This is a genomic window from Micromonospora sp. NPDC005553 (genome assembly GCF_042871765.1).
Lineage (GTDB): Bacteria > Actinomycetota > Actinomycetes > Mycobacteriales > Micromonosporaceae > Micromonospora.
On the sequence record NZ_JBIAJD010000003.1, the window covers coordinates 654,613 to 680,476 of the forward strand.

The following is a 25,864-nucleotide window of genomic DNA, read 5'->3' on the forward strand; positions in this document are numbered from 1 at the left end:
GCGCTACATCCGGAAAAGTGATCATGCGGGTGGGTGCCGTCGGTCACATCCGGCACTGTGACCCGGGATACATCCGCCAGGACCGCGTCATGAAAAACCGCCCGGATCGACAGATCCGGGCGGTCAACGGTCGTTACACGCCGTCAGGATGCGGCTACGTCGCTGTAGATTGCCTCAACTTGCAGCTTGATGTCCACTCCGCGCTCCTGGAGGAACGGGACCGGGTCTTCCGGCTGCCCCTTGACATGGATCTCCAGGTGCAGGTGCGTGCCGTACGCGTGGCCGGTCTGGCCCACGAGGCCGAGCTGGTCGCCCGCCTTGACCTGCTGGCCTTCCTTGACGCTGACCGCGGAGGAGTGGCCGTAGATGGCCTCGCTGCCGTCGGCGTGCTGGACGATCACGGCGTTGCCGTACCCACCGAACCAGCCGGCCTTGGTGACCAGGCCGTCGTGGATCGCCACGTAGGGCGTGCCCTCGGCGGCGACCAGGTCCACGCCGGTGTGCATCTTGCCCCAGCGGACGCCGTACGGGGAGTTGAAGTCGTAGCCCTGCAGCGGCAGCAGCCAGACCTCTTGCTCGGCGCTGTCCTTGCTGCGGCTGTCCCGGGAGGCGCGGTCGGCGTTGTCCGCACGGGCCGCGGCGTCCTGGCTGGTGACCGACGCCTGCTTGAGCTCGTCGAGGACCGTCGGGCTGACGTCCTTGGCGTCCGGCAGGGCGCTCGCGCCGAGAGCCACGATGCCGGCACCGACGAACGCGGTGGTGACGACAGCGGCGTACCGGCTGCGGGGTGGGGTGGGCACGCGGCGGCGACCGCGATATCGATCGGGCTCAGACGACAGGCGCTGGCGCACGCACACCCTCCGTTGTCGGGGTTCCGAAGCGGCCGGTGGGCGTCCCCTGAGACTCCAGTGAGACGTCCGCTGACCGCGTCGTCACCCGTCCATGGACCTGATGACAACCGTGGACACGTTAGCCAACCGCCAGGCGAGTCACAAGCTAGACCGAAAAATTGGCGTGTCGATCTGTCCGTTTGCGTCCATGATTGTCACGCATCGCGCCGCTGAACGGTGCCCCTGTCGCTGCCCGTTCGTCGCCGAGCGTGACCGTTCCGGCGGAGTCGTCCGGCTTGACTCCGGCCGGCGCCGGGAATGGTGTCCGGCCCTGCCAGCGGCGTGGCTGTCGCGAAGCCGGGACGCCTCCGGGTCGGGCGCCTCCGGGTTGCGCGGTGGATGCGTCGGGTAACGGCCGGTGACGGAGCCCGGATTTCCCGGGCCGGGCCCGCCGGGTTACCGTTCGTTAAGGTGAAGGCGGTCAAGCCGGTGAAAGGTGTGCGCTGATGAGCTCTCGGATTCGGGTCGTCGTCGCGAAGCCCGGCCTGGACGGCCACGATCGGGGCGCAAAGGTCGTCGCGCGCGCCCTGCGGGACGCCGGGATGGAGGTCGTCTACACCGGCCTGCACCAGACTCCCGAGCAGATCGTGGAGACCGCCATCCAGGAGGACGCCGACGCGGTCGGCCTGTCCGTGCTCTCCGGCGCGCACATGACGCTCTTCCGGCGGGTGCTGGAACTGCTCGGTGAGCGGGACGCACGCGACATCGTCGTGTTCGGTGGCGGCATCATTCCGAACGGCGACATCCCCGAGTTGGAGAAGCTGGGCGTCGCAAAGATCTTCACACCGGGCGCTACCACCCAGGCGATTGTCGAGTGGGTCCGAGAGAACGTGGCCCAGCCGGTTTCCTGAGGAACGCCGAACTGCTGCCCCACCGATTTTGGGCACGGGGGAGGGGCCGGACGCACCCCTCACACGTCCGGCCCCTCTATGCACGATGCCCCGCCGCCACCCCTCGACCGACAGGGCATCGGCCGTATCCCGTCTTTGCGCTGTTCAGCGCTCCGACATCTGACTCAACGACGCCCCCACGGCAGGGTTACGCAAGCCGGACAACATCGCCCGGACGGTGGATGCCACCGGAGTTGTGGCCGGAAACCGGCCACACCTGATGTTCGGTTGTGCATTACCGCACACCGTGCACCCGCTCGGTTGCCGGTGGTGCCGACCTCGCTAGGCTGCGGCCAATGGCCTGTTTCAACTGATGACAGGCGTCAAGCTGTTTTCTGAACGCTGGTGGCGGCGCGACGGCGCGCCGCGGAGACGGGACGGGACGCGCAATCGTGGACCTGTACGAGTACCAGGGGCGGGACCTGTTCGAGCGGCACGGCTTGCCCGTGCTGGCCGGCGGCGTCGCCACTACCCCGGAAGAGGCCCGCGCGATCGCCGAACGCCTTGGCGGCCGTGTGGTCGTCAAGGCGCAGGTAAAGGTCGGCGGCCGAGGTAAGGCCGGCGGCGTCAAGCTGGCCGAGGGCCCGGATGAGGCGGTGGCCCGGGCCACCGACATCCTCGGCATGGACATCAAGGGTCACACCGTCCACAAGGTCATGATTACGGTGACCGCGGACGTGGCCGAGGAGTACTACTTCTCGTACCTGCTCGACCGGGCGAACCGCACCTTCCTCTGCATCGCCAGCGTCGCCGGCGGCATGGACATCGAGCAGGTCGCCGCCGAGACCCCCGACAAGGTCGTGAAGGCCCCGATCGACGCCGTGAAGGGCGTGGACGAGGCCAAGGCCCGCGAGATCGTGACCGCCGCCGGCTTCCCGGCCGAGGTCGCCGACCAGGTGGTCGAGATCGCCGTCGGCCTGTGGCAGGCGTTCGTCGCCGAGGACGCCACCCTGGTCGAGGTCAACCCGCTCGCCAAGAACGGCGACGGCCGGATGCTGCTGCTCGACGCCAAGATCAGCCTGGACGAGAACGCGGCGTTCCGGCACCCGGACCACGAGGCGCTCGTCGACCAGGCCGCTGTGGACCCGCTGGAGCAGGCCGCCAAGGCCAAGGACCTCAACTACGTCAAGCTCGACGGCGAGGTCGGCATCATCGGCAACGGCGCGGGACTGGTCATGTCGACCCTCGACGTGGTCGCGTACGCCGGTGAGCGGCACGGCAACGTCAAGCCGGCCAACTTCCTCGACATCGGCGGCGGCGCGAGCGCCGCGGTGATGGCGAACGGGCTGGAGATCGTGCTCTCCGACCCGGCCGTGAAGAGCGTCTTCGTCAACGTCTTCGGCGGCATCACCGCCTGCGACGAGGTCGCGAACGGCATCATCCAGGCGCTGGCCCTGCTGGAGCAGCGCGGCGAGCAGGTCACCAAGCCGCTCGTCGTCCGTCTCGACGGCAACAACGCCGAGGCTGGCCGGGCGATCCTGGACAGCGCGAACAACCCGCTCGTGCAGCGGGTGGACACCATGGACGGTGCGGCCGAGCGGGCCGCCGAGCTGGCAGCTGCGGGGGTCTGATCATGGCTATCTGGCTGACCAAGGACTCGAAGGTCATCGTCCAGGGGATGACCGGTTCCGAGGGTTCCAAGCACACCCGGCGGATGCTGGCCGCCGGTACCAACGTCGTCGGTGGCGTCAACCCGCGCAAGGCGGGCCAGACTGTCGACTTCGACGGCACTGAGCTGCCGGTCTTCGCGTCCGTCGCGGACGCGATGGCGCAGACCGGGGCCGACGTCACTGTCATCTTCGTCCCGCCGCAGTTCACCAAGGCCGCCGTGGTCGAGGCGATCGACGCCGCGATCGACCTGGCCGTGGTGATCACCGAGGGCGTCCCGGTGCACGACACCGCGTCGTTCTGGGCGTACAACGTCTCGCAGGGCGAGCGGACCCGGATCATCGGGCCGAACTGCCCGGGCATCGCCTCGCCGGGCGCGTCCAACGCCGGCATCATCCCGGCCGACATCACCGGCTCCGGCCGGATCGGCCTGGTCAGCAAGAGCGGCACGCTGACCTACCAGATGATGTACGAGCTGCGCGACATCGGGTTCTCCACCTGCGTCGGCATCGGGGGTGACCCGATCATCGGGACCACCCACATCGACGCCCTCGCGGCGTTCGAGGCCGACCCGGAGACCGACGCCATCGTCATGATCGGTGAGATCGGTGGCGACGCCGAGGAGCGGGCCGCCGAGTTCATCAAGGCGAACGTCACCAAGCCGGTGGTCGGCTACATCGCCGGCTTCACCGCTCCGCCCGGCAAGACCATGGGTCACGCCGGGGCGATCATCTCCGGGTCCGCCGGCACCGCCGAGGCGAAGCAGGCCGCGCTGGAGGCCGTCGGTGTCAAGGTCGGCAAGACGCCGACCGAGACCGCGAAGCTGATGCGGGAGATCATGTCCGGCAACTAGGGCGTGTTTCGGGAGTGTCGGTCGAGCCGAGCTGGAGTCCAGGCGTCGTCCGGCAAGGCGGAGCGGTGTCCGGATACCGGTGTTGTATCCGGACACCGCGACAACGCCGCCGGGCGGCGGCTGGGCCCGGCGCAGGCCGGCCAGCACTTCCGAAACACGCCCTGAGCCGGTCAGGCAGCACGGAGGGGGTCGACCGGTCACGGTCGACCCCCTCCGCCGTACGCGTCAGTCGTTGTTCCAGAACGGGTAGTTGCCGGTCGAGCGCAGGATCGCCCCGCCGATGATGTTGATCACGCCGAACGCGATGGCGAGGTAACCGAGCAGCGGCGACTGCCCGTACCGCCGGGCGTCGCGGATGGACAGGTAGCCGAAGACGATGCCGAAGATGCCGCAGCAGATCAGCCCCAGCACGATGCCCAGCACGCCCCAGAGGGTGGTTCGGTCGCGTCCCTGGGCCGGTGGTGGTGGGGGAGGCGGGTATGGTGTCGTCACAGCTTCCTCCGAGCGGTAATGGGCGACGTGCCGGCCCGGACCGCGACCGGCGGGCCCGTCCCGGGTGGCGGCGACTCGCGCCCCCTCAGGGCCGAGGCTAGACCGGCCCGGGTGGGCAGGACGTCGGTTCGGTGAACTCGCCGACCTTAGGAGGGGTTAACGGACTGCCACCGCCCGCGCGACGTGCCAGAGTAGAGCGGATGTCCCCCGTCACCCCTGACCGTCCCAGCCGTCCCGGCGGTGTGAGCGCCGACGACCGGCCGGTCGACCGTGCCGCACCGGCCCGGCGGGTGCCCGCGCCTCGCGCTGGTGGGTCGCCGCGCGGGCGGGCGCCGCTGCCCGTCGCCGCCGGGGTGGCCGCCTGCTGGGCCGCCGTCACCTCGTACCTGCCGGTCGCCATCGTGCTCGGCCTGGTGCAGCTCGGCGCGGATGGCACCACAGTGACCGGCACCCTGCGCACCGCGCTGGCCGGCTGGCTGCTCGGGCACGGCGTGCCGTTGCACACCGAGACCGGGCCGCTCGGGCTCGCCCCGCTGGCGCTGACAGTGCTCGCACTCTGGCGGCTGAGCCGCGCAGGCGTACACGTGAGCCGCGCGATCGGTGCCCGCGACACCCGCTCACCGCGCCGGGCACTGCTCGCCGCGGTAGCTGTCGGCATTGCGTACGCGCTGCTCGGCGCGCTCGCGGCGGTGCTGGTCGGCACCGGCGGGCCGAGTGTGTCGCTGATCCGGGCGGGCGCCTCGTTCGCGGCGGTCGGCACACTCGCCGCGCTGGTCGGCGCGGTCCGGATCACCGCCGTGACCCGGCTGCTCGTCTCGCGGCTCCCGAGCCCGGTGCGCGACGGCGTTCGCACCGGCCTGGTGGCCGGGCTGCTGCTTCTCGGCGCGGGCGCGGGAGCGGCCGGCCTGGCGGTGGCCACCGGTGGCGGCGACGCGGCCGACATGATCGGGGCGTACCGGACCGGAGTCGCCGGGCAGGCCGGCATCACCCTGGTCAGCGCCGCGTACGCGCCCAACGCGGCGGTCTGGTCGACCAGTTACCTGCTCGGGCCGGGGTTCGCGGTCGGAACTGACACCGCGGTCCGCACCAGCGAGGTGTCGGTCGGCGCGCTGCCGGCCGTGCCGCTGCTCGCTGGCCTGCCGCGCGGCCCGGTGGACGGCTTCGGCGCCCTGCTGCTCGCAGTGCCGGTGCTCGCCGGGATGGTCGCCGGTTGGCTGCTCGCCCGGCGGGTGGCTCGACTAGCCGGGCCGGAGCGGGCTGCGCAGCGCTGGGCCGTGTTGCTGACGCCGGCGGTGCTGGCCGGGCCGGTGGCCGGTGTGGTGCTCGGTGCGGCCGCGGCGGTCTCCGGTGGGCCGCTCGGTGCCGGCCGGCTGTCCCAGGTCGGCCCGGTGGGTTGGCAGGTCGGGGCGGTGGCGGCCGGTGTCATAGCGGTCGGCGCGCTGGTCGGCGCCGCCGCCACCCGGGCGCTGACCCGCGGGCCCGCGCAGTAGACGAGCGCGGGGCGCCCCGGTGAAACCGGAGCGCCCCGTCGAATCCGAACCCGTCAGGGCTGGGTGGGCAGGTTGACCTGCGCCACCACGCTCAGGATGAGCAGCAGGATGCCCAGCCCGACGCCGACCGCGCCGCAGATCAGACCGGCCTTGGCCTGGCCGGCGTTGTTGGCCTGACCCTGGGCCACCTTCTGCTTGGCGAGGTAGCCGGTCACGATGCCCGCGATGCCGACCGGGATGCCCAGGTACAGGCAGCAGACCAGCGGGATCGACGCGATACCGAGGATCATCGACACCAGGCCGAGGGTGTTGTTCTGCCCCTGCGCCTGCGGGTACCCGGCGTTCGGGTAGGTCGGGCCGGCGCCGTACGGGGGCTGCTGCTGCGCGTACGGGTCGTTCGGCTGCTGACCGTACGGCTGGCCCGAGGTGGGCTGCTGGCCGTACGGGGCCTGCGGCGCGGCGTACGGGTCGTTCGGCTGCTGGCCGTACGGCTGGCCGGAGGTGGGCTGCTGGCCGTACGGGGCGGCCGGCGGCTGGGGAGCGGTCGGGTCCTGGTTGGGCTGCTGGCCGTACGGGTCCTGACCGGGGTTACCGGGCTGCATTCGAGAAGCTCCTTGGACTGGTTCCGTCAGTTGGTGCTCTTATTTCCATCCATGATCGCGGTCAGTCCTCCCAAAGCCCAGTACAGCAACAGGACGACATGTCTCCCAAAGCAGGCAAAAAGCTCCTAGTCGACCGCTTCGCGTGCCGGATCAGGGGCGGTGTGTGGGCCGGTGCGGCGTTCGGCCCGAGCGACCGGCAGCGTACCGGGTCGACGCACGTCGGCACTGTCGAAGATCGGCGTGCCGCCCAGTCGAAGGGCGTCTCTGACCTGCCCGATAGGGTGGCCCGGTGACCGAGCCCGCGCCTGTCGCCCGCATCGTCGTCCTCATCTCCGGCTCCGGGAGCAACCTTCAGTCGCTGCTGGATGCCGCCGCCGACCCCGCGTACGGCGCACAGGTCGTCGCGGTCGGCGCGGACCGCGACGGCATCGCGGGCCTGGACCGGGCCGACGCGGCGGGGGTGCCCACCTTCGTCGAGCGGGTCCGCGACCACGACACCCGGGAGGACTGGGACCGCGCGCTCACCGCGCACGTCGCGAAGCACCAACCCGACCTGGTCATCTCCGCCGGTTTCCTCAAGCTGGTCGGCCCGCACTTCCTCGCCGCCTTCGGCGACCGCTACCTGAACACCCACAACACGCTGCTGCCGGCGTTTCCCGGCATCCACGGTCCGCGTGACGCTCTCGCCTACGGCGTGAAGCTCACCGGAGCCACCCTCTTCTTCGTCGACGCCGGCATGGACACCGGGCCGATCGTCGCGCAGGTCGCGGTGCCGGTGCTGGACGACGACGACGTCGACACGCTCACCGAGCGCATCAAGGAAGCCGAGCGACGCCAGCTCGTCGAGCAGGTCGGTCGGCTGGTCCGCGAAGGCTGGACCATCACCGGAAGGAAGGTCACGGTTCCGTGAGTCCCACTCAGGACGGGCGCCGCCCGATCAGGCGGGCGCTGGTCAGCGTCTACGACAAGACCGGGCTGGCCGAGCTGGCTCAGGCCCTGCACGCGGCCGGTGTGGAGATTGTGTCCACCGGCAGCACGGCGGGCACCATCGCCGCCGCCGGGGTGCCGGTGACGCCGGTGGAGACGGTGACCGGGTTCCCCGAGGTGCTCGACGGCCGGGTGAAGACCCTGCACCCGAAGGTGCACGCGGGTCTCCTCGCGGACCTGCGGAAGGACACCCACGTGGCGCAGCTCGACGAGCTGGGCGTGGCGGCGTTCGACCTGCTGGTCTCCAACCTGTACCCGTTCCAGGAGACCGTCGCCTCCGGCGCCGACGTCGAGGAGTGCGTGGAGCAGATCGACATCGGCGGCCCGGCCATGGTGCGCGCCGCCGCCAAGAACCACGCCTCAATCGCCGTGGTCACCGACCCGGCCGCTTACCCGGCGCTGCTCGGCGCGCTCGCCGAGGGTGGCTTCACAGTGGCCCAGCGCCGCGCGCTGGCCGCCCGGGCGTTCGCCGACATCGCCGAGTACGACGTGGCGGTGGCCCAATGGTTCGCGCAGGTGCTGGCACCCGCCGACGACTCGTGGCCGCAGTTCGCGGGGCTGGCGCTGCGCAAGTCGACAGCGCTGCGCTACGGCGAGAACCCGCACCAGCCCGCCGCGCTCTACAGCGACCCGGACGCCCCGGCCGGGCTGGCTCAGGCCGAACAGCTGCACGGCAAGGAGATGTCGTACAACAACTACGTCGACGCCGACGCCGCCTGGCGGGCCGCGAACGACTTCGCCGACCAGCCGGCGGTGGCGATCATCAAGCACGCGAACCCGTGCGGCATCGCGATCGGCGCGGACGTCGCCGAGGCGCACCGCAGGGCGCACGCCTGCGACCCGGTGTCGGCGTTCGGCGGTGTCATCGCGGTCAACCGGCCGGTCTCGGTCGAGATGGCCCGGCAGGTCGCCGAGATCTTCACCGAGGTGGTGGTCGCCCCCGGCTTCGACGAGGGCGCGGTCGAGGTGTTGCAGGGCAAGAAGAACATCCGGCTGCTGCGGGCACCGGCCTGGACGCCGGCGCTGGTGGAGTTGCGGCCGGTGACCGGCGGCGTGCTGGCCCAGGTCGCCGACCGGGTGGACGCCCCCGGCGACGACCCGGCCAGTTGGCGGTTGGCGACCGGCGAGGCCGCCGACGAGGAGCTGCTGCGGGACCTCGCGTTCGCCTGGCGGGCGGTCCGCGCGGTGAAGAGCAACGCGATCCTGCTCGCCAAGGACGGCGCCACCGTCGGTGTCGGCATGGGTCAGGTCAACCGGGTCGACTCGGCGCAGCTCGCTGTCACCCGCGCCGGCGCCGACCGGGCCCGCGGCTCGGTCGCCGCCTCGGACGCGTTCTTCCCGTTCGCCGACGGCCCGCAGATCCTCATCGACGCCGGCGTCCGCGCCATCGTGCAGCCCGGCGGCTCCATCCGCGACGAGGAAGTCATCGAAGCGGCCAAGAAGGCAAACGTAACGATGTACCTGACCGGAACCCGCCACTTCTTCCACTGACGCTTCGATCAGCTGGCTTCGACCTCGTCGATCATGAAGTTATTGCCCTGACACGCCGATGTGCAGGGCAATAACTTCATGATCAACGGCTGGGGTCGGGCTTGGGTCAGGCTGTGGGGGTGGGGCGGAGTTCGGCGAAGTGGCAGGCGGACGGGTGGGGGTCCGCTGCCCTCGGCACCGTCGCCGGGTCCTCCACGGCGCAGATGTCCTGGGCCTTCCAGCAGCGCGTCCGGAAGTGGCACCCGCTGGGCGGGTCGGCCGGGCTGGGCACGTCGCCGACCAGCCGGATCATGTTGCGCTGGTCGCGGGCCTCCGGGTCCGGCACCGGCACCGCGGAGAGCAGAGCCTGGGTGTACGGGTGGGTGGCCCGCTCGTAGATCTCGTCCTCGGTGCCGATCTCGACGATCCGACCGAGGTACATCACCGCGACGCGGTCGGCGATGTGCCGCACCACCGACAGGTCGTGCGCGATGAAGATGTACGAGAGCCCCAGCTCGCCCTGCAGCTGCTTGAGCAGGTTGATCACCTGGGCCTGGATGGAGACGTCGAGCGCCGACACCGGCTCGTCGCACACGATCACCTCGGGCTTCAGCGCGAGGGCGCGGGCGATGCCGATGCGCTGACGCTGACCGCCGGAGAACTGGTGCGGGTACCTGTTGATGTGCTCCGGGTTGAGCCCGACCAGGTCCAAGAGCTCCTGGACCCGCTTGGCCTTGCTGCCCTTCGGCGCGGCATCCGGGTGAATCTCGAATGGCTCGCCGATGATGTCGCCGACGGTCATCCGCGGGTTCAGCGAGGTGTACGGGTCCTGCATCACCATCTGCATGTTGCGGCGCAGCCGGCGCAGCTCACCCCCGGAAGCCTTGAACAGGTCCTTGCCCTCCAGGGTGGCGCGCCCGGAGGTGGGCGTCTCCAACCGCATCAGCAGCCGGGCGAGGGTGGACTTGCCGCAGCCGGACTCGCCGACGACGCCGAGCGTCTCGCCCCGACGCAGCTCGAAGCTCACCCCGTCGACGGCCTTCACCGCCCCGATCTGCCGCTGGAACAGCACGCCCTGGGTGATCGGGAAGTGCTTCACCAGGTTGTCGACGGAGAGAATCGTCTCGCCGCGGACCTTCGTGGGGTTAGCGGGCGACGCTGTCATCACGGACCTCCTGCGCGAAGTGGCAAGCGCTGGTCCGGCCGTCGCCGAGGACCAGGTCGTGCGGCACCTCGTCCACGCAGACCTGCTGGACGTACGGGCACCGGGGGTGGAACGGGCAGCCGGACGGGATGCGCATCAGGTTCGGCGGCAACCCCTTGATCGTCGACAGTTCCTGGCCGCGAACGTCCAGGCGTGGAATCGACTCCAACAAACCCTTTGTGTACGGGTGGGCGGGCGCCTTGTAGAGCGAGCGGACGTCGGCGTGTTCGACGATCCGGCCGGCGTACATGACCGCGATCCGGTCCGCGACACCGGCGACCACACCCAGGTCGTGGGTGATCAGGATCATCGCCATGTTGAGTTCCCGGCGCAGGTCGGCCAGCAGGTCCATGATCTGGGCCTGCACTGTCACGTCGAGGGCCGTGGTGGGCTCGTCGGCGATCAGCACCTTCGGGTCCAGCGCCAACGCCATGGCGATCATGACGCGCTGCCGCATGCCGCCGGAGAACTGGTGCGGGTAGTCGCCGATCCGCTTGGCGGCGCCTGGGATCTTGACCAGATCCATCAGCTCGACGGCACGCCGTCGAGCGTCGGCTCGGGACATGCCGGCGCGCTGGCGCAGCGTCTCACCGATCTGCCAGCCGACCGGGAAGACCGGGTTGAGGGCGGAGAGCGCATCCTGGAAGATCATCGCGATCTCCTTGCCGCGTACCTGCCGGCGCTGCTCCTCGGAGCGGGTGAGCAGGTCCTCACCCTGGTAGAGGATCTGGCCAGAGCGGACGAACGCGGGCGGGGTGTCCAGGATGCCCATGATCGCCTGGGCGGTCACCGACTTTCCCGAGCCGGATTCGCCGAGCACGGCAAGGGTCTCGCCGGCGTCCAGGTGGTACGACACCCCGTTGATCACCCGGGCGACACCTTCGTTGGTGCGGAACTCGACGTGCAGGTCCCGCAACTCCAGCAGGTGACCGCCCTCGGGTGTGGCGGAGGCGGGCGTCGGTTGAACGGTCATGGCTGTGCCTGCCTTTCGCTCGCGACTGCGGGGCTCGCTTCGCTCACTCCTCGCGCTCGCATGAGTCACCGCAGCTTCGGGTCGAAGGCGTCACGGATCGCATCGCCGAGCATGATGAACGCCAGCACGGTCAGCGCCAGGAAGGCCGACGGGACGATCAACGGGGTGGCCGCCTCCCGCATGTGGATCCGGCCGGTGTCGATGTCCTGCCCCCACGAGATGGTGGGCGCTTTCAGGCCGATGCCGAGGAAGGAGAGCGTCGCCTCGGCCGCGATGAACGAGCCGAGCGCGATGGTCAGCACGACGATCGCCGGGGCCAGCGAGTTCGGCAGAATGTGCCGCCACATGATCCGGCTGTTGCCGGCGCCGAGCATCCGGGCCGCCGCGACGTAGTCCTGCTCCTTCGCGGTGATCACCGAGGACCGGACCACGCGGGCGGCGGTGGTCCAGCCGAGGAGGGCCAACACGAAGACGACAGCGCCGATCCGAGCCCACTGGTTGTCACTGGACACCCGCTTGAGCAGCACGATCGCGGCCAGCAGCAGCGGGATGCCGAGCACCACGTCGATCACCCGGGAGAGCACAGCGTCGACCCAGCGGCCGAAGTAACCGGCCAGCATGCCGACCACCAGCGCGATGATGCCGGTGCCGAGCGCGGCGAGCGCGCCGACCAGCAGCGACGCCCGGGTGCCGTACACCGCCCGGGAGTACGTGTCGCAGCCCTGGAAGTCGTACCCGAAGATGGCCCCGCCGGACGGCCCGGCGTGCTGCCGGGAGAGCAGGCAGTCGTTCGGGTTGTTGGCAGTGAAGACCCCGGGCAGGAGCGCCATCAGGGTGAAGATGACGACCAGCGCCAGCGAGATCCAGAAGATCGGGTTGCGGCGTAGGTCGCGCCAGGCGTCCCCGGCCAGGCTGCGGGGCTTGTTCGCGGCGCCGATCTGGTTGGGCGTGCCCGGCTCTCCCGAGGGGCCACGTCGCGCGGCCTGGTTCTCGGTGGCCGCCACAGTCTCAAAGTCACTCATGCCTGCACCTCGCTGCGCTCGGCGCCGGCATGAGGGCCCAGGCACGCTGCGCTGATGATTCGTTCGCTGCGCTCACTCATAGCGGATCCTCGGGTCGAGTACGGCGTACAGGACGTCCACCACCAGGTTCGAGACCAGGTAGACCACGACGAGCACGCTGACGATGCCCACCACCAGGGGGCCGTCCTCGGTGCGGATGCCGCGGAAGAGGTTGAAGCCCACGCCGGGGATGTTGAAGACGCCCTCGGTGATGATCGCGCCGCTCATCAGGTTGCCCAGTTCCACACCGAGGAAGGTGACCACCGGGATCAGCGAGTTACGCAGCACGTGGACGATGACGATGCGCCGCTTGACCAGGCCCTTGGACCGGGCGGTCCGGACGTAGTCCGCGCGCAGGTTCTCCGCCACCGAGGCCCGGGTGAGTCGTAGGGCGGTGGCCAGCGACAGCGAGCCGAGCACGATGCCTGGCAGCAGGAGCGCGTAGAACGTCGGGTCGGAGCCGGCGGTGGGTGGGAAGAGCTGCCACTTGACGCCCAGGAAGTACTGCGCCAGCGGTGCCAGCACGATCGTCGGGATGCCCAGCACCAGCAGGGTCAACACCAGCGTCGAGTTGTCGAAGATGCTGGCCCGGCGGATGCCGGCGAGGACCCCGGCGGTGACACCGAAGATGATCGCCACGGCGAGCGCGATGAGCGCGAGCCGCACGGTGACCGGCCAAGCCTGCTGGAGGATGTCACCGATGCTCCGACCGGTGAGCGACTCGCCCAGGTTGCCCTGGAGCAGGTCCTTCACGTAGTCGAAGTAGCGGTAGAAGAAGCCACCGACGCCCGTCTGATCCAGGTTGTACTTCTCGGTGAGGTAGGCCCGCTGGGCTGGCGTCACCGGTCGTTCGCCGGCGAGCGCCTGGATCGGGTCGCCCTGCCCGGCGAATGTCAGCGCGTAGACGATCAGGGTGGTCCCGAAGAACGCCAGGACCATCTGCAGTAGGCGCCGCAGGATGTAGCGGAACATGCTTAGCAGTCTCTCCGGAAATGTGCGAAAGGGTCGCAGGACGGCATCTCTGGTCGTACCCGAAATATCCGAGACGTTCCGTCCGGCCCGGGGGAGCCGGCGCCACCGGCGCCGGGTCCGCTGCTGCGGCCCGGCTCCGGTGGCGCGGTCGGGGCCACCCGGGCATCGTCGCCCGGGTGGCCCGCACCATGGTCAGCTCAGCTGGCTGCTTCGATCTTGACGAGGTTGACCCGCTGGAACAGGTCCATCTCCACGTTCTTGACCTTGGACGAGTGGCCGAACACGTTCTCGCCGAAGCGGAGCGGGATCACCGGCATGTCCTTGGCCAGGATGTCCTCCGCCTGCTGGTACTTGGCGATCGCCTCGTCCTGCGTCTTGGCGGCGGAACCCTCCTTGACCAGCTTGTCGAACTCCGGGTTGCTGTAGCCGTAGTAGTTCGACGAGCCGTTCGTGCTGTACAGCGGGCCGAGGTAGTCCTCCATGGTCGGGTAGTCCATGACCCAACCCATCCGGAACGCACCCACCGGCGTCTTCTTCTCGACCTTGGTCAGCAGGTCGGCGAACTTCGGCTCGACCGAGCCGACCGCGTCCACGCCCAGGTTGGTCTTGAGCTGGTTGACGGTGGCGTCGACCCAGTCCTTGTGCCCGCCGTCGCCGTTGTACGAGATGACGATCTTCGACGGACCGCCGGCGGCCTGGTAGAGCTTCTTGGCCTCGGTCGGGTTGAACTCGGCGGCCTTGCCCGCGGTGTCCTCCCGGTAGCCCGGCAGGACCGGCGCGACGAAGGAGCGCGCCGACGTCTGCGAGCCCTTGAAGACCGACTTGGTGATCTCGTCACGGTCGATCGCCATCGAGATGGCCTTGCGCACGTCCGGGTTGCTGTAGTCCTTGTCGAACGTCGGGAACGCGAGGAACTGGAACGACGACATCGGGCTGGTCTTGTACCGGTCGCCCAGGTCGCTCGGCGCGGTGCTCAGGCTCTCGGTCGGGATCGTGGGCAGCACGTCCAGGTTGTCCGCCAGGACGTCCGCGTAGGCCGCGGTGAGCTGCTGGTAGATCCGGAACTCGATGTTCTTGACCTTGGGCTTCTCGCCCGGGTACGCGTCGTAGCGCTCGACGTCGATCTTGCTGTCGTGCTGCCAGGTGCCCTTCATCTTGAAGGGGCCCTGCCCGATCGGCGCCTGCTCGTAGGAGTCCTTGAGCACGCCCGGAGCCGAGAACGCGGCGTCCGGCATCGGGAAGAACGCGTTGTAGCCCAGCGTCGTCTTGAAGTCGATGTACGGCTCGGACAACGTCACGGTGTAGGTGAGGTCGTCGACCTTCTTCAGGCCGGACATCTCCTTGGCCTTCGGCGCCTTGCCCTGCAGGTCGGCGTAACCAGCGATCTTCTCGAAGAAGGGGTTGGTGTCCTGACCGTTCGGGGCGTACGCGCCGTAGTTCCAGGCGTTGATGTAGTTCTGGGACGTGACCTTCTCACCGTTGTGGAAGGTGAAGCCGTCCTTGATCTTGATCGTCCAGACCTTGTTGTCGGACGAGGTGATCGACTGAGCGGCGACCTCGTACGGCTTGTTCTGGGCGTCGTAGTCGACGAGCGGGCTGAACAGGCCGGCGATCACCTGCGACCCGGACGTCTCGGTGGTGTTTGTGGGAACCAGGTGCTTCGGCTCGGCGATCTGGATGCTGACCACCGAACTGTCGCTGCCACCGGATCCACCGTCTCCGCCGCTGCCGCAGGCCGCGAGGCCCAGCGTCACCGCGAGCGGGAGGGCGGTCCAGGCGGCGAGTCTACGAACTCGCATTGAGCCTCCTCATCTCCTCACGCTGCGCAGTCAGGCCCGACGCTGGGTTTACGCTGCGCAACAAGCGGTAACGGTAGGTCGGTTACGGGCCTTCGACAACGACGCGGTTGCGGGTGGGTAACGGTCCGGGGTTGATTCAGTTGTCGGAGGCGAGTGAATCTGCTACCCCAAACCGGACTCAGCGCCGGTGGCCTGCTTAAATCCCGGCGTTTGACGTTGCGTTCGGCCCCGCCTGGTCGGGTCGGTTCCGCCTGGGTTCGCCGTCCCTTCTTCGTGGATCAGGCCCGGCCTGTCTGGTTCGACAGTGATCGAATCCACAGATCGTCACTGAAAGTGACTAGCAACACCTCACACACGGTTACTCCAGCGGCTCGTCCGGTGGCCGCCCCACCGCAGTGGGGCGGCGGACGGCCCGGAGCGAGGTCGTCTGATCCGCGGGCGGTGGCCGTGAGACGATCTGGTCGTGACGGCGACGCTTCTGGACGGCAAGGCAACCGCAGCGGAGATCAAGGACGAGCTGCGTATCCGGGTGAAGGCACTGGCGGAACGCGGAATCACCCCCGGGCTCGGCACGGTCCTGGTCGGGGCGGATCCGGGCAGCCAGGCGTACGTCAACGGCAAGCACCGCGACTGCGCCGAGGTGGGCATCGCCTCGATCCGCCGCGAACTGCCGGCCGACGCCACCCAACGGCAGGTCGATGACGTACTGGCTGAGCTGAACGCCGACCCGGCGTGCCACGGCTACATCGTCCAGCTGCCGCTGCCGGCCCACCTCGACACCCAGCGGGTGCTGGAGTTGATCGACCCGGACAAGGACGCCGACGGCCTGCACCCGGTCAACCTGGGTCGGCTCGTGCTCGGCTACGACGGTCCGCTGCCGTGCACGCCGCGCGGCATCGTCGAGCTGCTCCGCCGGCACGACGTGGCGCTGCGCGGGGCCACCGTCGCGGTGGTCGGTCGCGGCAACACGGTTGGCCGGCCGCTCGGCCTGCTGCTCACCAGGCGCAGCGAGAACGCCACTGTCACCCTGTGCCACACCGGCACCCTCGACCTCGCCTCGCACACCCGCGCCGCCGACATCGTCATCGTCGCGGCCGGCGTACCGGGTCTGCTCACCGCCGACATGATCAACCCCGGCGCTGTGGTGGTGGACGTCGGCATCACCCGCGTCATCGGAGCGGACGGCAAGGGCCGCTACACCGGCGACGTGGACCCGGAGGTGGCCGAGACGGCCGGCGCGCTGGTCCCCATGCCCGGCGGCGTGGGCCCGATGACCCGGGCCATGCTGCTCACCAACGTCGTCGAGCGCGCCGAGCGCGGCTGAACCGGACGTCGGCGACGCCGGTGACGTTCGACCCATCCCGGCGACGGCCGCCGCCCCTGCCCTGTTCGGTGCCAGGATGACTGATACGGTCCGGAAAACCGACTGGTATCAGGGAGTGGGACGACCATGGGTAAGAAGGTCACTGTCGTCGGGGCTGGCTTCTACGGCTCCACCACCGCACAGCGCCTGGCCGAGTACGACGTCTTCGACACCGTAGTGATCACCGACATCGTGGAGGGCAAGCCCGCAGGCCTCGCGCTCGACCTCAACCAGTCCCGGGCCATCGAGGGCTTCGAGACCAAGGTGGTCGGCGTGACCACCGGCCCCAACGGTGAGGGCTACGAGAGCATCGAGGGCTCTGACGTCGTCGTGATCACCGCTGGTCTGCCGCGCAAGCCCGGCATGAGCCGGATGGACCTGCTGGAGACCAACGCCAAGATCGTCCGCCAGGTCGCCGAGAACGTCGCCAAGTACGCCCCGAACGCCGTCGTCATCGTGGTCTCCAACCCGCTGGACGAGATGACCGCGCTGGCCCAGCTCGCCACCCAGTTCCCGAAGAACCGGGTGCTCGGCCAGGCCGGCATGCTCGACACCGCCCGGTTCAGCAACTTCGTCGCCGAGGCGCTGAACGTGCCGGTGGCCTCGGTACGCACCCTGACCCTGGGCTCGCACGGCGACACCATGGTCCCGGTGCCGTCGAAGAGCACCGTCAACGGCAAGCCGCTGCGCGACGCCATGCCGGCCGAGCAGATCGAGGAGCTGGTCGTCAAGACCCGCAACGGTGGCGCCGAGGTGGTCGCGCTGCTCAAGACCGGTTCGGCCTACTACGCCCCGTCCGCCGCCGCGGCGCGGATGGCGAAGGCCGTCGCCGAGGACTCCGGCGAGGTCATGCCGGTCTGCGCCTGGGTCGACGGCGAGTACGGCATCTCCGGTGTCTACCTGGGTGTCGAGGCCGAGATCGGCGCCGAGGGCGTCAAGCGGGTCGTCGAGACCGACCTGGACGCCGACGAGCGCGCCAGCCTCCTGGAGGCTGCCGAAGCCGTCCGCGCCAAGCAGGGCGACATCTCCAGCATGTAGTTTCCCCGAACCACAGCATCAGCGAAGGGCGCGCCGGCAAAGCCGGCGCGCCCTTCGCCGTCCACCCCGCCCCCACCCCCGGCCCTGGCCCCCAGTTGATCAAGAAGTTTCGGTGATGTTGCGCGGATCTTCCATCGAGATCGTGCTCGATCCTGGTTGTAGTGGTCTCCCGAGCTCGCGTTACCCCTCTATCCAGGATCGAGGGGCTTGCTCGACCGCTCCGATGGGTGATCCCGCCCCCACACCCCTTCGATCATGAAGTTATTGCCATCCGGATCGGCGTGTCGTGGCAATAACTTCATGATCAACGGGGTGTGGGGAGAGGGCTGGTGAAGGGGGTTCCGAGGTGGGGGGTGGCCAGGACGGTGGGGGAGTGGGTGCGCAGGGCGGTCAGCCGGGAGGTGCGGGCGAGTTCCGGGTCTTCCTCGTGGGCGTACACCAGCTCGGGGTCGACGAGTTGCACCATGTGCACCAGCAGGTCCCCGGTGAGCAGCATCCGTTCGTCCGCCGAGGTCAGGAGCACCGACTGGTGACCGGGCGTGTGACCGGGGGTGGGCAGCAGACGTACCGCTGGGGTGAGGGCGGTCTCGCCGTCGACCACCCGGAGCTGGCCGGCGGCGCGCAGGGGCGCGATGAGCCCGGCCGGCAGCCCCGGGTTGAGCGTCTCCGCCGCGTCGATCTCGGCGCGCTGGAGCAGGTAGCTCGCGTTCGGGAAGTACGGCCGCCCCGGCGTGCCGGTGACCGCCCAGCCGATGTGGTCGCTGTGTAGGTGGGTCAGGACGACAGTGTCGACATCGGCGGGGTCGATGCCTGCCGCAGCCAACTCGGCGGGCATCCGCCCCGGCACTGGCGCCCAGCTCGCGGCGGGCGCGTCGGCTGGGCCGATCCCGGCGTCGACAAGCGTGACCGGCCCGTCTCCGGCGCGGATCGCGAAGCTGCGGAACGGCAGCCACCATTGCCCGTCGGCGGTCACCGAGCCGGGGTCGCGCCGGTCGGTTTCCGCCCAGTGCGCCGCCGTGGCCTGCGGAAATGCCTCCGCGCGGGGCTGGAAGAAGTCACCCTCACCGTCGGTGAGTGCGGTGACCGTGATAGACCCGAGGGTGCGGCTCAGTGGCATCGGACGATGATTCCAGGGCATTCCTGTTCCGCGCAGCCCGGTTTCGCCGGCCGGTCGAGGCCGGCTGGGGGCTGCCCGCCCAATTGCAGTACGCTCGTACTGCTTGAGCACGTGTCCCCCGAGAGGAGCGCCGGCCGATGGCGAAGATCAAGGTAAACAACCCGGTCGTAGAACTCGACGGCGACGAGATGACCCGGATCATCTGGAAGCAGATCCGGGAGCAGCTGATCCTGCCCTACCTCGACGTCGACCTGCACTACTACGACCTGTCGATCCAGCACCGCGACGAGACCGACGACCAGGTCACGATCGACGCCGCCAACGCCATCAAGGAGCACGGCGTCGGCGTCAAGTGCGCGACCATCACCCCGGACGAGGCCCGGGTCGAGGAGTTCGGCCTGAAGAAGATGTGGCGGTCGCCCAACGGCACCATCCGCAACATCCTCGGCGGCGTCGTCTTCCGTGAGCCGATCATCATGTCCAACGTGCCGCGGCTGGTCCCCGGCTGGACCAAGCCGATCATCATCGGCCGGCACGCCCACGGTGACCAGTACAAGGCCACCGACTTCGTCGTCCCCGGCCCGGGCACGGTGACCATCACCTACACCCCGGCCGACGGCGGCGCGCCGATGGAGATGGAGGTCGCCAACTTCCCCGGCGGCGGCATCGCCATGGGCATGTACAACTACGACGAGTCGATCCGGGACTTCGCCCGGGCGTCGTTCCGGTACGGACTGGACCGCAACTACCCGGTCTACCTGTCCACCAAGAACACCATTCTCAAGGCGTACGACGGTCGGTTCAAGGACCTCTTCGCCGAGGTGTTCGAGGCCGAGTTCAAGGACGAGTTCGCCGCCGCCGGCATCACCTACGAGCACCGGCTGATCGACGACATGGTCGCCGCCGCGCTCAAGTGGGAGGGCGGCTACGTCTGGGCCTGCAAGAACTACGACGGTGACGTGCAGTCCGACACCGTCGCGCAGGGCTTCGGCTCGCTGGGTCTGATGACCTCCGTCCTGCTCTCCCCGGACGGTCGTACCGTCGAGGCCGAGGCCGCCCACGGCACTGTCACCCGGCACTACCGGCAGTACCAGAAGGGTGAGAAGACGTCGACCAACCCGATCGCGTCGATCTACGCCTGGACCCGGGGCCTGGCCCACCGGGGCAAGCTGGACGGCACCCCGGCGGTCACCGAGTTCGCCAACACCCTGGAGCAGGTCATCGTCGACACCGTCGAAGGCGGCCAGATGACCAAGGACCTCTCGCTGCTCATCTCGCGGGACGCCCCGTGGCTGACCACCGACGAGTTCATGAACGCGCTCGACGAGAACCTGGCTCGCAAGATCGCTGCCTGATCCAGGCGTACCGCGTCATCGGAGCCCGCCGGCGTCTCAGCCGGCGGGCTTCGGCGTGTTCGGCGCCGCCGCGCCGGTCGGCGTCACTGCCCCCGGCGCGCCTCGTTGACCAGGATGGACGAGATGCCAGTCGCGTCCAGGAAGGTTGACCACGGTCGACCCGCGGCACCCGTGCGCCGATCAGCCAGCCTTCCCGGCTGTGCCGTGCACAGCCAGCCGTCCCTTCCCTGCGGGGGGCCCTGTCCCGGGCCCCCCGCGCCCTGTTTCCCGCCAAGCCAATGCCGCACAGCGCCGTGCCAAGCCGCGCTGTGCCGTGCCGTGCCGTGCCGAGCTGTGCCGTGCCGAGCTCAGGCCCCGCGCACAGCAGGGCTGCTCAGGCGGCGCGTAGCAGGTCGGCGGCGCGTTCCGGAGCGATGTCGTTGATGAAGACGCCCATCCCGGATTCGGAGCCCGCCAGGTATTTCAGCTTGTCAGTGGCCCGCCGGATGCTGAACAGCTGCAGGTGCAGGTGGCCCAGCTCGCGGTCGACCCGTACGGGAGCCTGGTGCCAGGCCGAGATGTACGGCATTGGCATGTCGAACAGGCCGTCGAAGCGGCGCAGTAGATCCAGGTAGAGCGGCCCGAAGGCTTCCCGCTCGCTGTCGCTGAGCGCCGGGATGTCCGGCACCACGCGGTGCGGCGCGACGTGCACCTCGAACGGCCAGCGGGCGGCCGCCGGGACGAACGCCGTCCAGTGTTCGTTCTCGGTGACCACCCGGTCACCGGTGGCTCGCTCGGCGGCCAGCACGTCCGCGTACAGGTTGCCCCCGCCGGTTCGCTCGGCGTGCCGGCGTGCCGCGGCCAGCAGCGCGCGGGTGCGTGGCGTCACGAAGGGGTACGCGTAGATCTGGCCGTGCGGATGGTGCAGCGTGACACCGATTTCAACGCCCCGGTTCTCGAAGCAGAAGATCTGCTCGACGCCGGGCAGCGCGCCGAGCACCTCGGTGCGGTCGGCGAGGGCGTCCAGCACGGTGCGGACCCGGCGCGGGGGCAGGCTGGCGAAGGAGGCGTTGTGGTCCGACGTGAAGCAGACCACCTCGCACCTGCCGAGGCCCGGCCGGACCGGTGTGAACGGGGTGATCTCGCCGGGCTCCTCGGCCACCCGACCGCTCAGCGACGGGAACCGGTTCTCGAAGACCACCACGTCGTAGTCGGGTGCGGGGATCTCGGTCAGCCGGTCGCCCACCGACGGGTCGAGAGGGCACTCGTTCGCCGGCGGGAGGAAGGTGCGGGTCTGCCGGTGCACGGCGACCGCCACCCACTCGTCGGTCAACGGGTCGTAGCGCAGCTGCGACGCGGGGGGAGGCGGCGGCAGGTCCCGGCGGTCCGGCTGGTCGCGGACCGCGTCGTCGCGCTCGTCGAAGTAGATCAGCTCCCGGCCGTCGGCCAGGTCGATCGCGGTGCGCTTCACGGCGCCGTCCCCTCAGTTGTCGGCGTGCGCGTCACGCGGCCCGCCCCTCTCGCCTTGACCATGATCAGTTCGCCCACCTGTTCGCCGAGTACCCGTCGTGCGGGTGGAGGCAACCGGTCGTCGCTGACCAGTACGTGGGCCGCCGTCAACCCGACGATCGAGGAGATGCCGACGGTGCCCCACTTGGTGTGGTCGGCGAGCACCACCAGCTGGTCCGCCGCCGCCACGAGCGCCCGATCGGTCTCCGCCTCCATCAGGTTCGGCGTGGTGAAGCCGGCCCGCTCGGTGATGCCGTGGACGCCCAGGAAGAGCAGATCCAGGTGCAGTGAGCGGACGGCCCCGACCGCGAGCGGACCGACCAGCGCGTCCGACGGTGTGCGTACGCCGCCGGTGAGCACCACCGTCTGGTCCGGGCGGCCACCGGCGTGCATGATCTCGGCCACCGGCAGCGAGTTGGTCACCACTGTCAGCTCGGGCACGTCCAGCAGCCGGCGGGCCAGTTCGGCGGTGGTGGTGCCGGCGGAGAGCGCGACCGCTGCTCCCGGCCGGACCAGTTGAGCCGCCCGGTCGGCGATGGCGGCCTTCTCCGGCAGTTGGCGGACCGACTTGGCGCGGAAGCCCGGCTCGTCGGTCGAGCTTGGCCCGGTCGTGGTGGCGCCGCCGTGCACCTTGGCCAGCAGGCCGCGCTCGTGCAGCGCGTCGAGGTCACGCCGGATGGTCATGTCGGAGACGCCGAACTCGCCTGCCAACTCGCTGACCCGGACGCCGCCGATCGTGCGGACCCGCTCCAGGATGGCCGCCTGCCGCTGCTGAGCGAGCATCAGCCGTGCCTCCCCGAGCGTCCACGTACCCTCACGCGGTCAAACGTGTTCCAACAAAGATGAACACTAGCGCGTGTCGCTCAGCGGTGAAAGAAACGGGTACGGCGACGCCTCAGGCGGTGGCGATCTTCAGCTCCACCCAGCCGGTCTCGGTCAGATGGTGCAGCACGGCCTGCACCGCGTCCGCCACGCTCAGGTCGGTGGTGTCGAGCACCAGATCGGCGTCGGACGGCTCCTCGTACGGGTCGTCGATGCCCGTCATCCCGGTGAGCAGGCCAGCTCGCGCCCGCGCGTACAGGCCCTTGCGGTCCCGCCGCTCACACACCTCCAGCGGAGTGGCCACGTGCACCAGCACGAAACCCGATCCGGCGGCGAGAGCCATCTCCCGGGCGGTGGCCCGGGCCGCCGCGTACGGGGCGATCGGACAGCAGATGCCCACCCCACGGTGCCGGGCGATCTCGGCGGCCACCCAGCCGATCCGCCGGACGTTGAGATCCCGGTCGGTCTTGCTGAAGCCCAGCCCGGCGGAGAGTTCCCGACGCACCACGTCCCCGTCGAGCAGGGTCACCGTGCGGTCGCCGCTCTCCCGTAACGCGTCCGCCAGCCCTCGGGCGATCGTCGACTTGCCGGAGCCGGAGAGACCGGTCAGGAAGACCACCAGCCCTCGCTGCCGACGCGGCGGCCGGGCCCGGGCCAACTCCCGTGCCACGGCGGGCGGCGTGTGCCACTCCGGTAGCGGGAAACCCCGGTCGAGCAGGTCGTCGATCTCCGGCTGGGTCAGCGCGAGCCGGCGGTTGCGCGGCGGGATGTCCTCCCGCCAACGCCACTGCCCGTCGCGGTTGTCGTAGGCGAGTTCGCGCGGCACCAGCACCCGCAGCCCGGCGCCGGAGAGCATCTCCCCGGTGGAGAGCAGATGGGTGACCCCGTACGCGGCCGAGACCCGGGCGCGCAGCAACGCGTCGCTGATCTCCTCGCGTCGGTGCGACAGCGGCACCGCGATCAGGGTGGCGGGCGGCATCCGGTCCCGCGCGGCGAAGATCGAACGGACCAGCGCCTCCGGTGGGAGCCCGTCTGCGCCGCCCTCGCCGACCGGGATCATCACGAGCAGATGAGCGGCCAGGGTGCGGGCGGCGTGAGCGATCTGGGCGAGCTGTGGACGATGCAGCGGCCGATCGGCGATCACACCGAGCACCCGGCCCGGGGGCAGCAGCGCACGGACCTCCTCGGGGTTGCGCCGCAGTCGCTGGAACGGGCCGTGCCCGCCGTCGCCCAGCCGCCGGACCTGGCCGCCCACTCCCGCCACGCCGTCGCGGACCGGCCAGACGTCGGCCACGTCCAGGGCGGCCGCCGGGGCGCCCTCCCCGTCGGTCAGCACGAGCGCCCGGCGGGCCGGGTCGCGCGGATCGAAGCTCTGCGCCAGGGCGGCCGGCACCTGGAGAACGACCGCGACCTGCCACGGTGTGCCGTCCGCCAGCCGGGAGCGTCGGCTGACCGAGACCAGGTCGGCGCGGGTCATGAAGCCGGTCAGCGGGGCGTACGCGCCGGTCAGCAGCAGCTCCAGATCCGCGAGCTCACCGGGACGTGGCGTGTACGCCGGTGCGTCACGCAGCACCTCGTCGGGCAGCACCCAGCCGTTGCTCATCCACACCCCCCACTCGCTGACCGGCACACAGTTTCGCAGCCGACCGCCCATCGGTCGAGGGCGCCACTCCAAGACCCACGCGGGCGGATCAGCGCTTGATCCGCCGGCCTACCGCCGACCGCAGCCGGTTCCACATCTTCCGCTGGTCGCGGATCCGGGGTCGCGAGCCGTCGGCCCGGCAGATGAACACCAGCGGCAGTCGTGCGTCCTCGGTCCAGCCCACGTTCGTGATCCGGGCCTTGAGCTGCCAGCTGCCTCTGGTCCGGCCCCCGTTGAGGGCGGCGAAGTCGATCGTGGCGGTGGCCCGGTGCACCAGGTGGACGGTGTCCGCTCCGGTCGTACCGGTGATCCGCTCGGTCTGGAAGGTGTTCGGAAGAAAGATCTCGGCGCCGGTCTCCCGGTGACGGGCCACCAGGTCCAGTCGGGCCTTGCGCACCTGCGCGGTGGCGTCGAGCACCTCGGGGGCGATCTCGTCCATCGGGAGCACCAGCACGTCGCGGCCATCGTCGGTGCGGAAGCCGACCGGCTGGTTCTCCGAGCGCAGCTCGGCGGCGAGGGTCACCGTGACGGCGTGGTCCGCGCGCTGGAGTTCGTCGATCGTGCCGTGCGCGGCGATGCCCGCCTCCCAGCGGGCCAGCTTGCGCAGGTCCGCGACGCGGCCCCGCTCCGCCAGGTATGCCACGGCCCGCAGCATGGGTGGCAACCCGGCGGCGACACCAGGGGCGAAGCGGTCCTGGATGATCTTCTGGGTCTCCAGCGCGACCTGCTCCAGCCACGCCTCGTCGGCCTCCAGCAGCCGCTTGCCGCGCAGTCGGCTGATCATCTCGTTGCGCAGCCAGCGCCGGTGCAACCGGTCCCGTAGCGGACCGGGCTCGGTGTGCGCGTCGACGATGTCCAGCGCCTCCCGCACGGCCCGGTAGTAGCTCGACGGCTCCAGCCGGCCCGCGGTGACGTTGCGCGCGTCGGTCCGGTGGACGTGGTGGTAGCAGACGTAGTCGGACAGCACCGAGGTGTGCCGGCTCAGGAAGTAGGCCCGCACGACCATCGCGTGGTCCTCCAGCCGACGCTTTCCGCCCTCCGGAAACCGCAGGTCGTGCTCGTTGAGGAAGGCGCGCCGGAACAGCTTGTGACAGGTCAGGCTGTCGATCAGGGGCGCGTTCGCCAGGGTGGCGTCGAAGCGGTTCTTGCGGAACAGCTCCCGCGGCACCGGGCGTCCGTACCCGGCCATCTTCCCCACCACGATGTCGGCGTCGTTGGCCTTCGCGCAGGCGTAGAGCCGCTCCAGTGCCTCGTCGGCGAACCAGTCGTCGTCGTCGGCGAAGAAGACGTACTCGCCGCGGGCGTGTTCGACCCCGAGGTTGCGCGGACGCGACGGCCAACCGGAGTTCTCGATGTGCAGCACCCTGATGTGTGGGTGCTCGGCGGCCAGCTGGTCCAGGCGCTCCGCGGTGTCGTCGGTCGAGCCGTCGTCGACGAAGACGGCTTCGAACTCGTCGGCGGGCAGTGACTGGCGCAGCAGCGAGGCAGCGAGCTTCTCGATGTGTCGGCCGCTGTTGTACGCCGGCACCACGACGCTCACCTTGGGGACGCCCACCTCGGCCATCAGGATTCCTCCCGCGTCGTCGGTCGATCACCGGGCGGGTCGATGCCTGGTGAACGGGAGGTGAATGGTGTCACCCGGGACGGGTCTTTCCCAAGGCGGGGTCGCGTCGAACGCGGGACCGGCGCAAACGTCGCGGGAGCCGCGGCGGGGGACCTTAGGGGTCCGGCGGGAAAAGGATCAGGGG

At 70.0% G+C, this 25,864-nt stretch carries 22 protein-coding genes; 9 read left to right on the forward strand and 13 right to left on the reverse strand.

Annotated elements, in window-relative coordinates:
- Positions 1-143: 143 nt before the first annotated feature.
- Positions 144-851: a M23 family metallopeptidase gene (locus ACFYPG_RS15580; protein WP_355010055.1), complete on the reverse strand. Its 708-nt coding sequence runs from the start codon at positions 849-851 to the stop codon at positions 144-146.
- Between the two features lie 485 nt (positions 852-1,336).
- On the opposite strand from ACFYPG_RS15580, the gene ACFYPG_RS15585 reads away from it, so the two are divergent.
- The 3 genes from ACFYPG_RS15585 to sucD all read left to right on the forward strand — a co-directional run bounded on the left by ACFYPG_RS15585 (position 1,337) and on the right by sucD (position 4,241).
- Positions 1,337-1,741, forward strand: a complete 405-nt coding sequence (locus tag ACFYPG_RS15585; protein WP_088987674.1) for a cobalamin B12-binding domain-containing protein — start codon at positions 1,337-1,339, stop codon at positions 1,739-1,741.
- A gap of 431 nt (positions 1,742-2,172) precedes the next feature.
- Positions 2,173-3,351, forward strand: a complete 1,179-nt coding sequence (gene sucC / locus ACFYPG_RS15590) for an ADP-forming succinate--CoA ligase subunit beta (RefSeq protein ID WP_091406357.1) — start codon at positions 2,173-2,175, stop codon at positions 3,349-3,351.
- Positions 3,352-3,353: 2 nt separating this feature from the next.
- On the forward strand, positions 3,354-4,241 hold the full coding sequence (gene sucD / locus ACFYPG_RS15595; RefSeq protein ID WP_355010054.1) for a succinate--CoA ligase subunit alpha: 888 nt from the start codon (positions 3,354-3,356) through the stop codon (positions 4,239-4,241).
- A gap of 225 nt (positions 4,242-4,466) precedes the next feature.
- On the opposite strand, the gene ACFYPG_RS15600 is transcribed toward sucD, so the two are convergent.
- A complete protein-coding gene (locus ACFYPG_RS15600; RefSeq protein WP_091406354.1) occupies positions 4,467-4,733 on the reverse strand; it encodes a hypothetical protein in 267 nt (88 codons plus the stop codon).
- A 200-nt stretch (positions 4,734-4,933) separates the two neighbouring features.
- On the opposite strand from ACFYPG_RS15600, the gene ACFYPG_RS15605 reads away from it, so the two are divergent.
- Positions 4,934-6,223 carry a DUF6350 family protein gene (locus ACFYPG_RS15605; RefSeq protein ID WP_387352407.1) on the forward strand — a complete coding sequence of 430 codons (1,290 nt, stop codon included), beginning with the start codon at positions 4,934-4,936 and terminating at the stop codon, positions 6,221-6,223.
- A gap of 53 nt (positions 6,224-6,276) precedes the next feature.
- On the opposite strand, the gene ACFYPG_RS15610 is transcribed toward ACFYPG_RS15605, so the two are convergent.
- Positions 6,277-6,825, reverse strand: a complete 549-nt coding sequence (locus ACFYPG_RS15610) for a DUF4190 domain-containing protein (RefSeq protein WP_355010052.1) — start codon at positions 6,823-6,825, stop codon at positions 6,277-6,279.
- Between the two features lie 289 nt (positions 6,826-7,114).
- Here ACFYPG_RS15610 and purN point away from each other — a divergent pair, with 289 nt between their 5' ends.
- The gene (purN, locus tag ACFYPG_RS15615) at positions 7,115-7,735 is read left to right on the forward strand and encodes a phosphoribosylglycinamide formyltransferase (protein ID WP_091406347.1); all 621 of its coding nucleotides are present in this window, start codon (positions 7,115-7,117) and stop codon (positions 7,733-7,735) included.
- Entirely contained in the window at positions 7,732-9,303 is a 1,572-nt protein-coding gene (gene purH / locus ACFYPG_RS15620; protein ID WP_387352409.1) for a bifunctional phosphoribosylaminoimidazolecarboxamide formyltransferase/IMP cyclohydrolase, read from the forward strand. Before purN ends, purH begins: the two co-directional genes overlap by 4 nt.
- Positions 9,304-9,409: 106 nt before the next feature.
- Here purH and ACFYPG_RS15625 read toward each other — a convergent pair whose 3' ends face one another.
- From ACFYPG_RS15625 to ACFYPG_RS15645, 5 genes are all read right to left on the reverse strand, one after another.
- Complete coding sequence (locus ACFYPG_RS15625; protein ID WP_387352411.1) at positions 9,410-10,447, reverse strand: ABC transporter ATP-binding protein; 1,038 nt, start codon at positions 10,445-10,447, stop codon at positions 9,410-9,412.
- Positions 10,428-11,459 (reverse strand): ABC transporter ATP-binding protein, encoded by a 1,032-nt coding sequence (locus ACFYPG_RS15630; RefSeq protein ID WP_355010049.1) that lies wholly within the window; start codon positions 11,457-11,459, stop codon positions 10,428-10,430. Before ACFYPG_RS15630 ends, ACFYPG_RS15625 begins: the two co-directional genes overlap by 20 nt.
- Positions 11,460-11,524: 65 nt before the next feature.
- On the reverse strand, positions 11,525-12,481 hold the full coding sequence (locus ACFYPG_RS15635) for an ABC transporter permease (protein WP_355010048.1): 957 nt from the start codon (positions 12,479-12,481) through the stop codon (positions 11,525-11,527).
- A gap of 72 nt (positions 12,482-12,553) precedes the next feature.
- Positions 12,554-13,492, reverse strand: a complete 939-nt coding sequence (locus ACFYPG_RS15640; RefSeq protein ID WP_112583767.1) for an ABC transporter permease — start codon at positions 13,490-13,492, stop codon at positions 12,554-12,556.
- 197 nt (positions 13,493-13,689) lie between these two features.
- The gene (locus ACFYPG_RS15645) at positions 13,690-15,291 is read right to left on the reverse strand and encodes an ABC transporter substrate-binding protein (RefSeq protein WP_355010047.1); all 1,602 of its coding nucleotides are present in this window, start codon (positions 15,289-15,291) and stop codon (positions 13,690-13,692) included.
- Between the two features lie 463 nt (positions 15,292-15,754).
- Between ACFYPG_RS15645 and ACFYPG_RS15650 the strand changes: the two genes are divergently transcribed.
- Complete coding sequence (locus ACFYPG_RS15650; protein WP_387352414.1) at positions 15,755-16,615, forward strand: bifunctional methylenetetrahydrofolate dehydrogenase/methenyltetrahydrofolate cyclohydrolase; 861 nt, start codon at positions 15,755-15,757, stop codon at positions 16,613-16,615.
- Between the two features lie 126 nt (positions 16,616-16,741).
- A complete protein-coding gene (locus ACFYPG_RS15655) occupies positions 16,742-17,692 on the forward strand; it encodes a malate dehydrogenase (RefSeq protein WP_112583765.1) in 951 nt (316 codons plus the stop codon).
- 304 nt (positions 17,693-17,996) lie between these two features.
- Here the strand turns inward: ACFYPG_RS15655 and ACFYPG_RS15660 are convergent, their stop codons facing one another.
- Entirely contained in the window at positions 17,997-18,809 is an 813-nt protein-coding gene (locus tag ACFYPG_RS15660; protein WP_387352416.1) for an MBL fold metallo-hydrolase, read from the reverse strand.
- A gap of 137 nt (positions 18,810-18,946) precedes the next feature.
- Here ACFYPG_RS15660 and ACFYPG_RS15665 point away from each other — a divergent pair, with 137 nt between their 5' ends.
- The gene (locus ACFYPG_RS15665; RefSeq protein ID WP_355010184.1) at positions 18,947-20,164 is read left to right on the forward strand and encodes an NADP-dependent isocitrate dehydrogenase; all 1,218 of its coding nucleotides are present in this window, start codon (positions 18,947-18,949) and stop codon (positions 20,162-20,164) included.
- A gap of 373 nt (positions 20,165-20,537) precedes the next feature.
- Here the strand turns inward: ACFYPG_RS15665 and galT are convergent, their stop codons facing one another.
- The 4 genes from galT to ACFYPG_RS15685 form a co-directional block, all read right to left on the reverse strand.
- The gene (gene galT / locus ACFYPG_RS15670) at positions 20,538-21,614 is read right to left on the reverse strand and encodes a galactose-1-phosphate uridylyltransferase (protein ID WP_355010183.1); all 1,077 of its coding nucleotides are present in this window, start codon (positions 21,612-21,614) and stop codon (positions 20,538-20,540) included.
- Positions 21,611-22,435, reverse strand: a complete 825-nt coding sequence (locus tag ACFYPG_RS15675; RefSeq protein WP_355010182.1) for a DeoR/GlpR family DNA-binding transcription regulator — start codon at positions 22,433-22,435, stop codon at positions 21,611-21,613. The genes galT and ACFYPG_RS15675 overlap by 4 nt, the downstream gene beginning before the upstream one ends.
- Positions 22,436-22,547: 112 nt before the next feature.
- A complete protein-coding gene (gene cysC, locus ACFYPG_RS15680; RefSeq protein WP_387352419.1) occupies positions 22,548-24,077 on the reverse strand; it encodes an adenylyl-sulfate kinase in 1,530 nt (509 codons plus the stop codon).
- 88 nt (positions 24,078-24,165) lie between these two features.
- Positions 24,166-25,680, reverse strand: coding sequence for a glycosyltransferase family 2 protein (locus tag ACFYPG_RS15685; RefSeq protein WP_387352421.1), 1,515 nt, complete (start codon positions 25,678-25,680; stop codon positions 24,166-24,168).
- Positions 25,681-25,864: the final 184 nt, after the last annotated feature.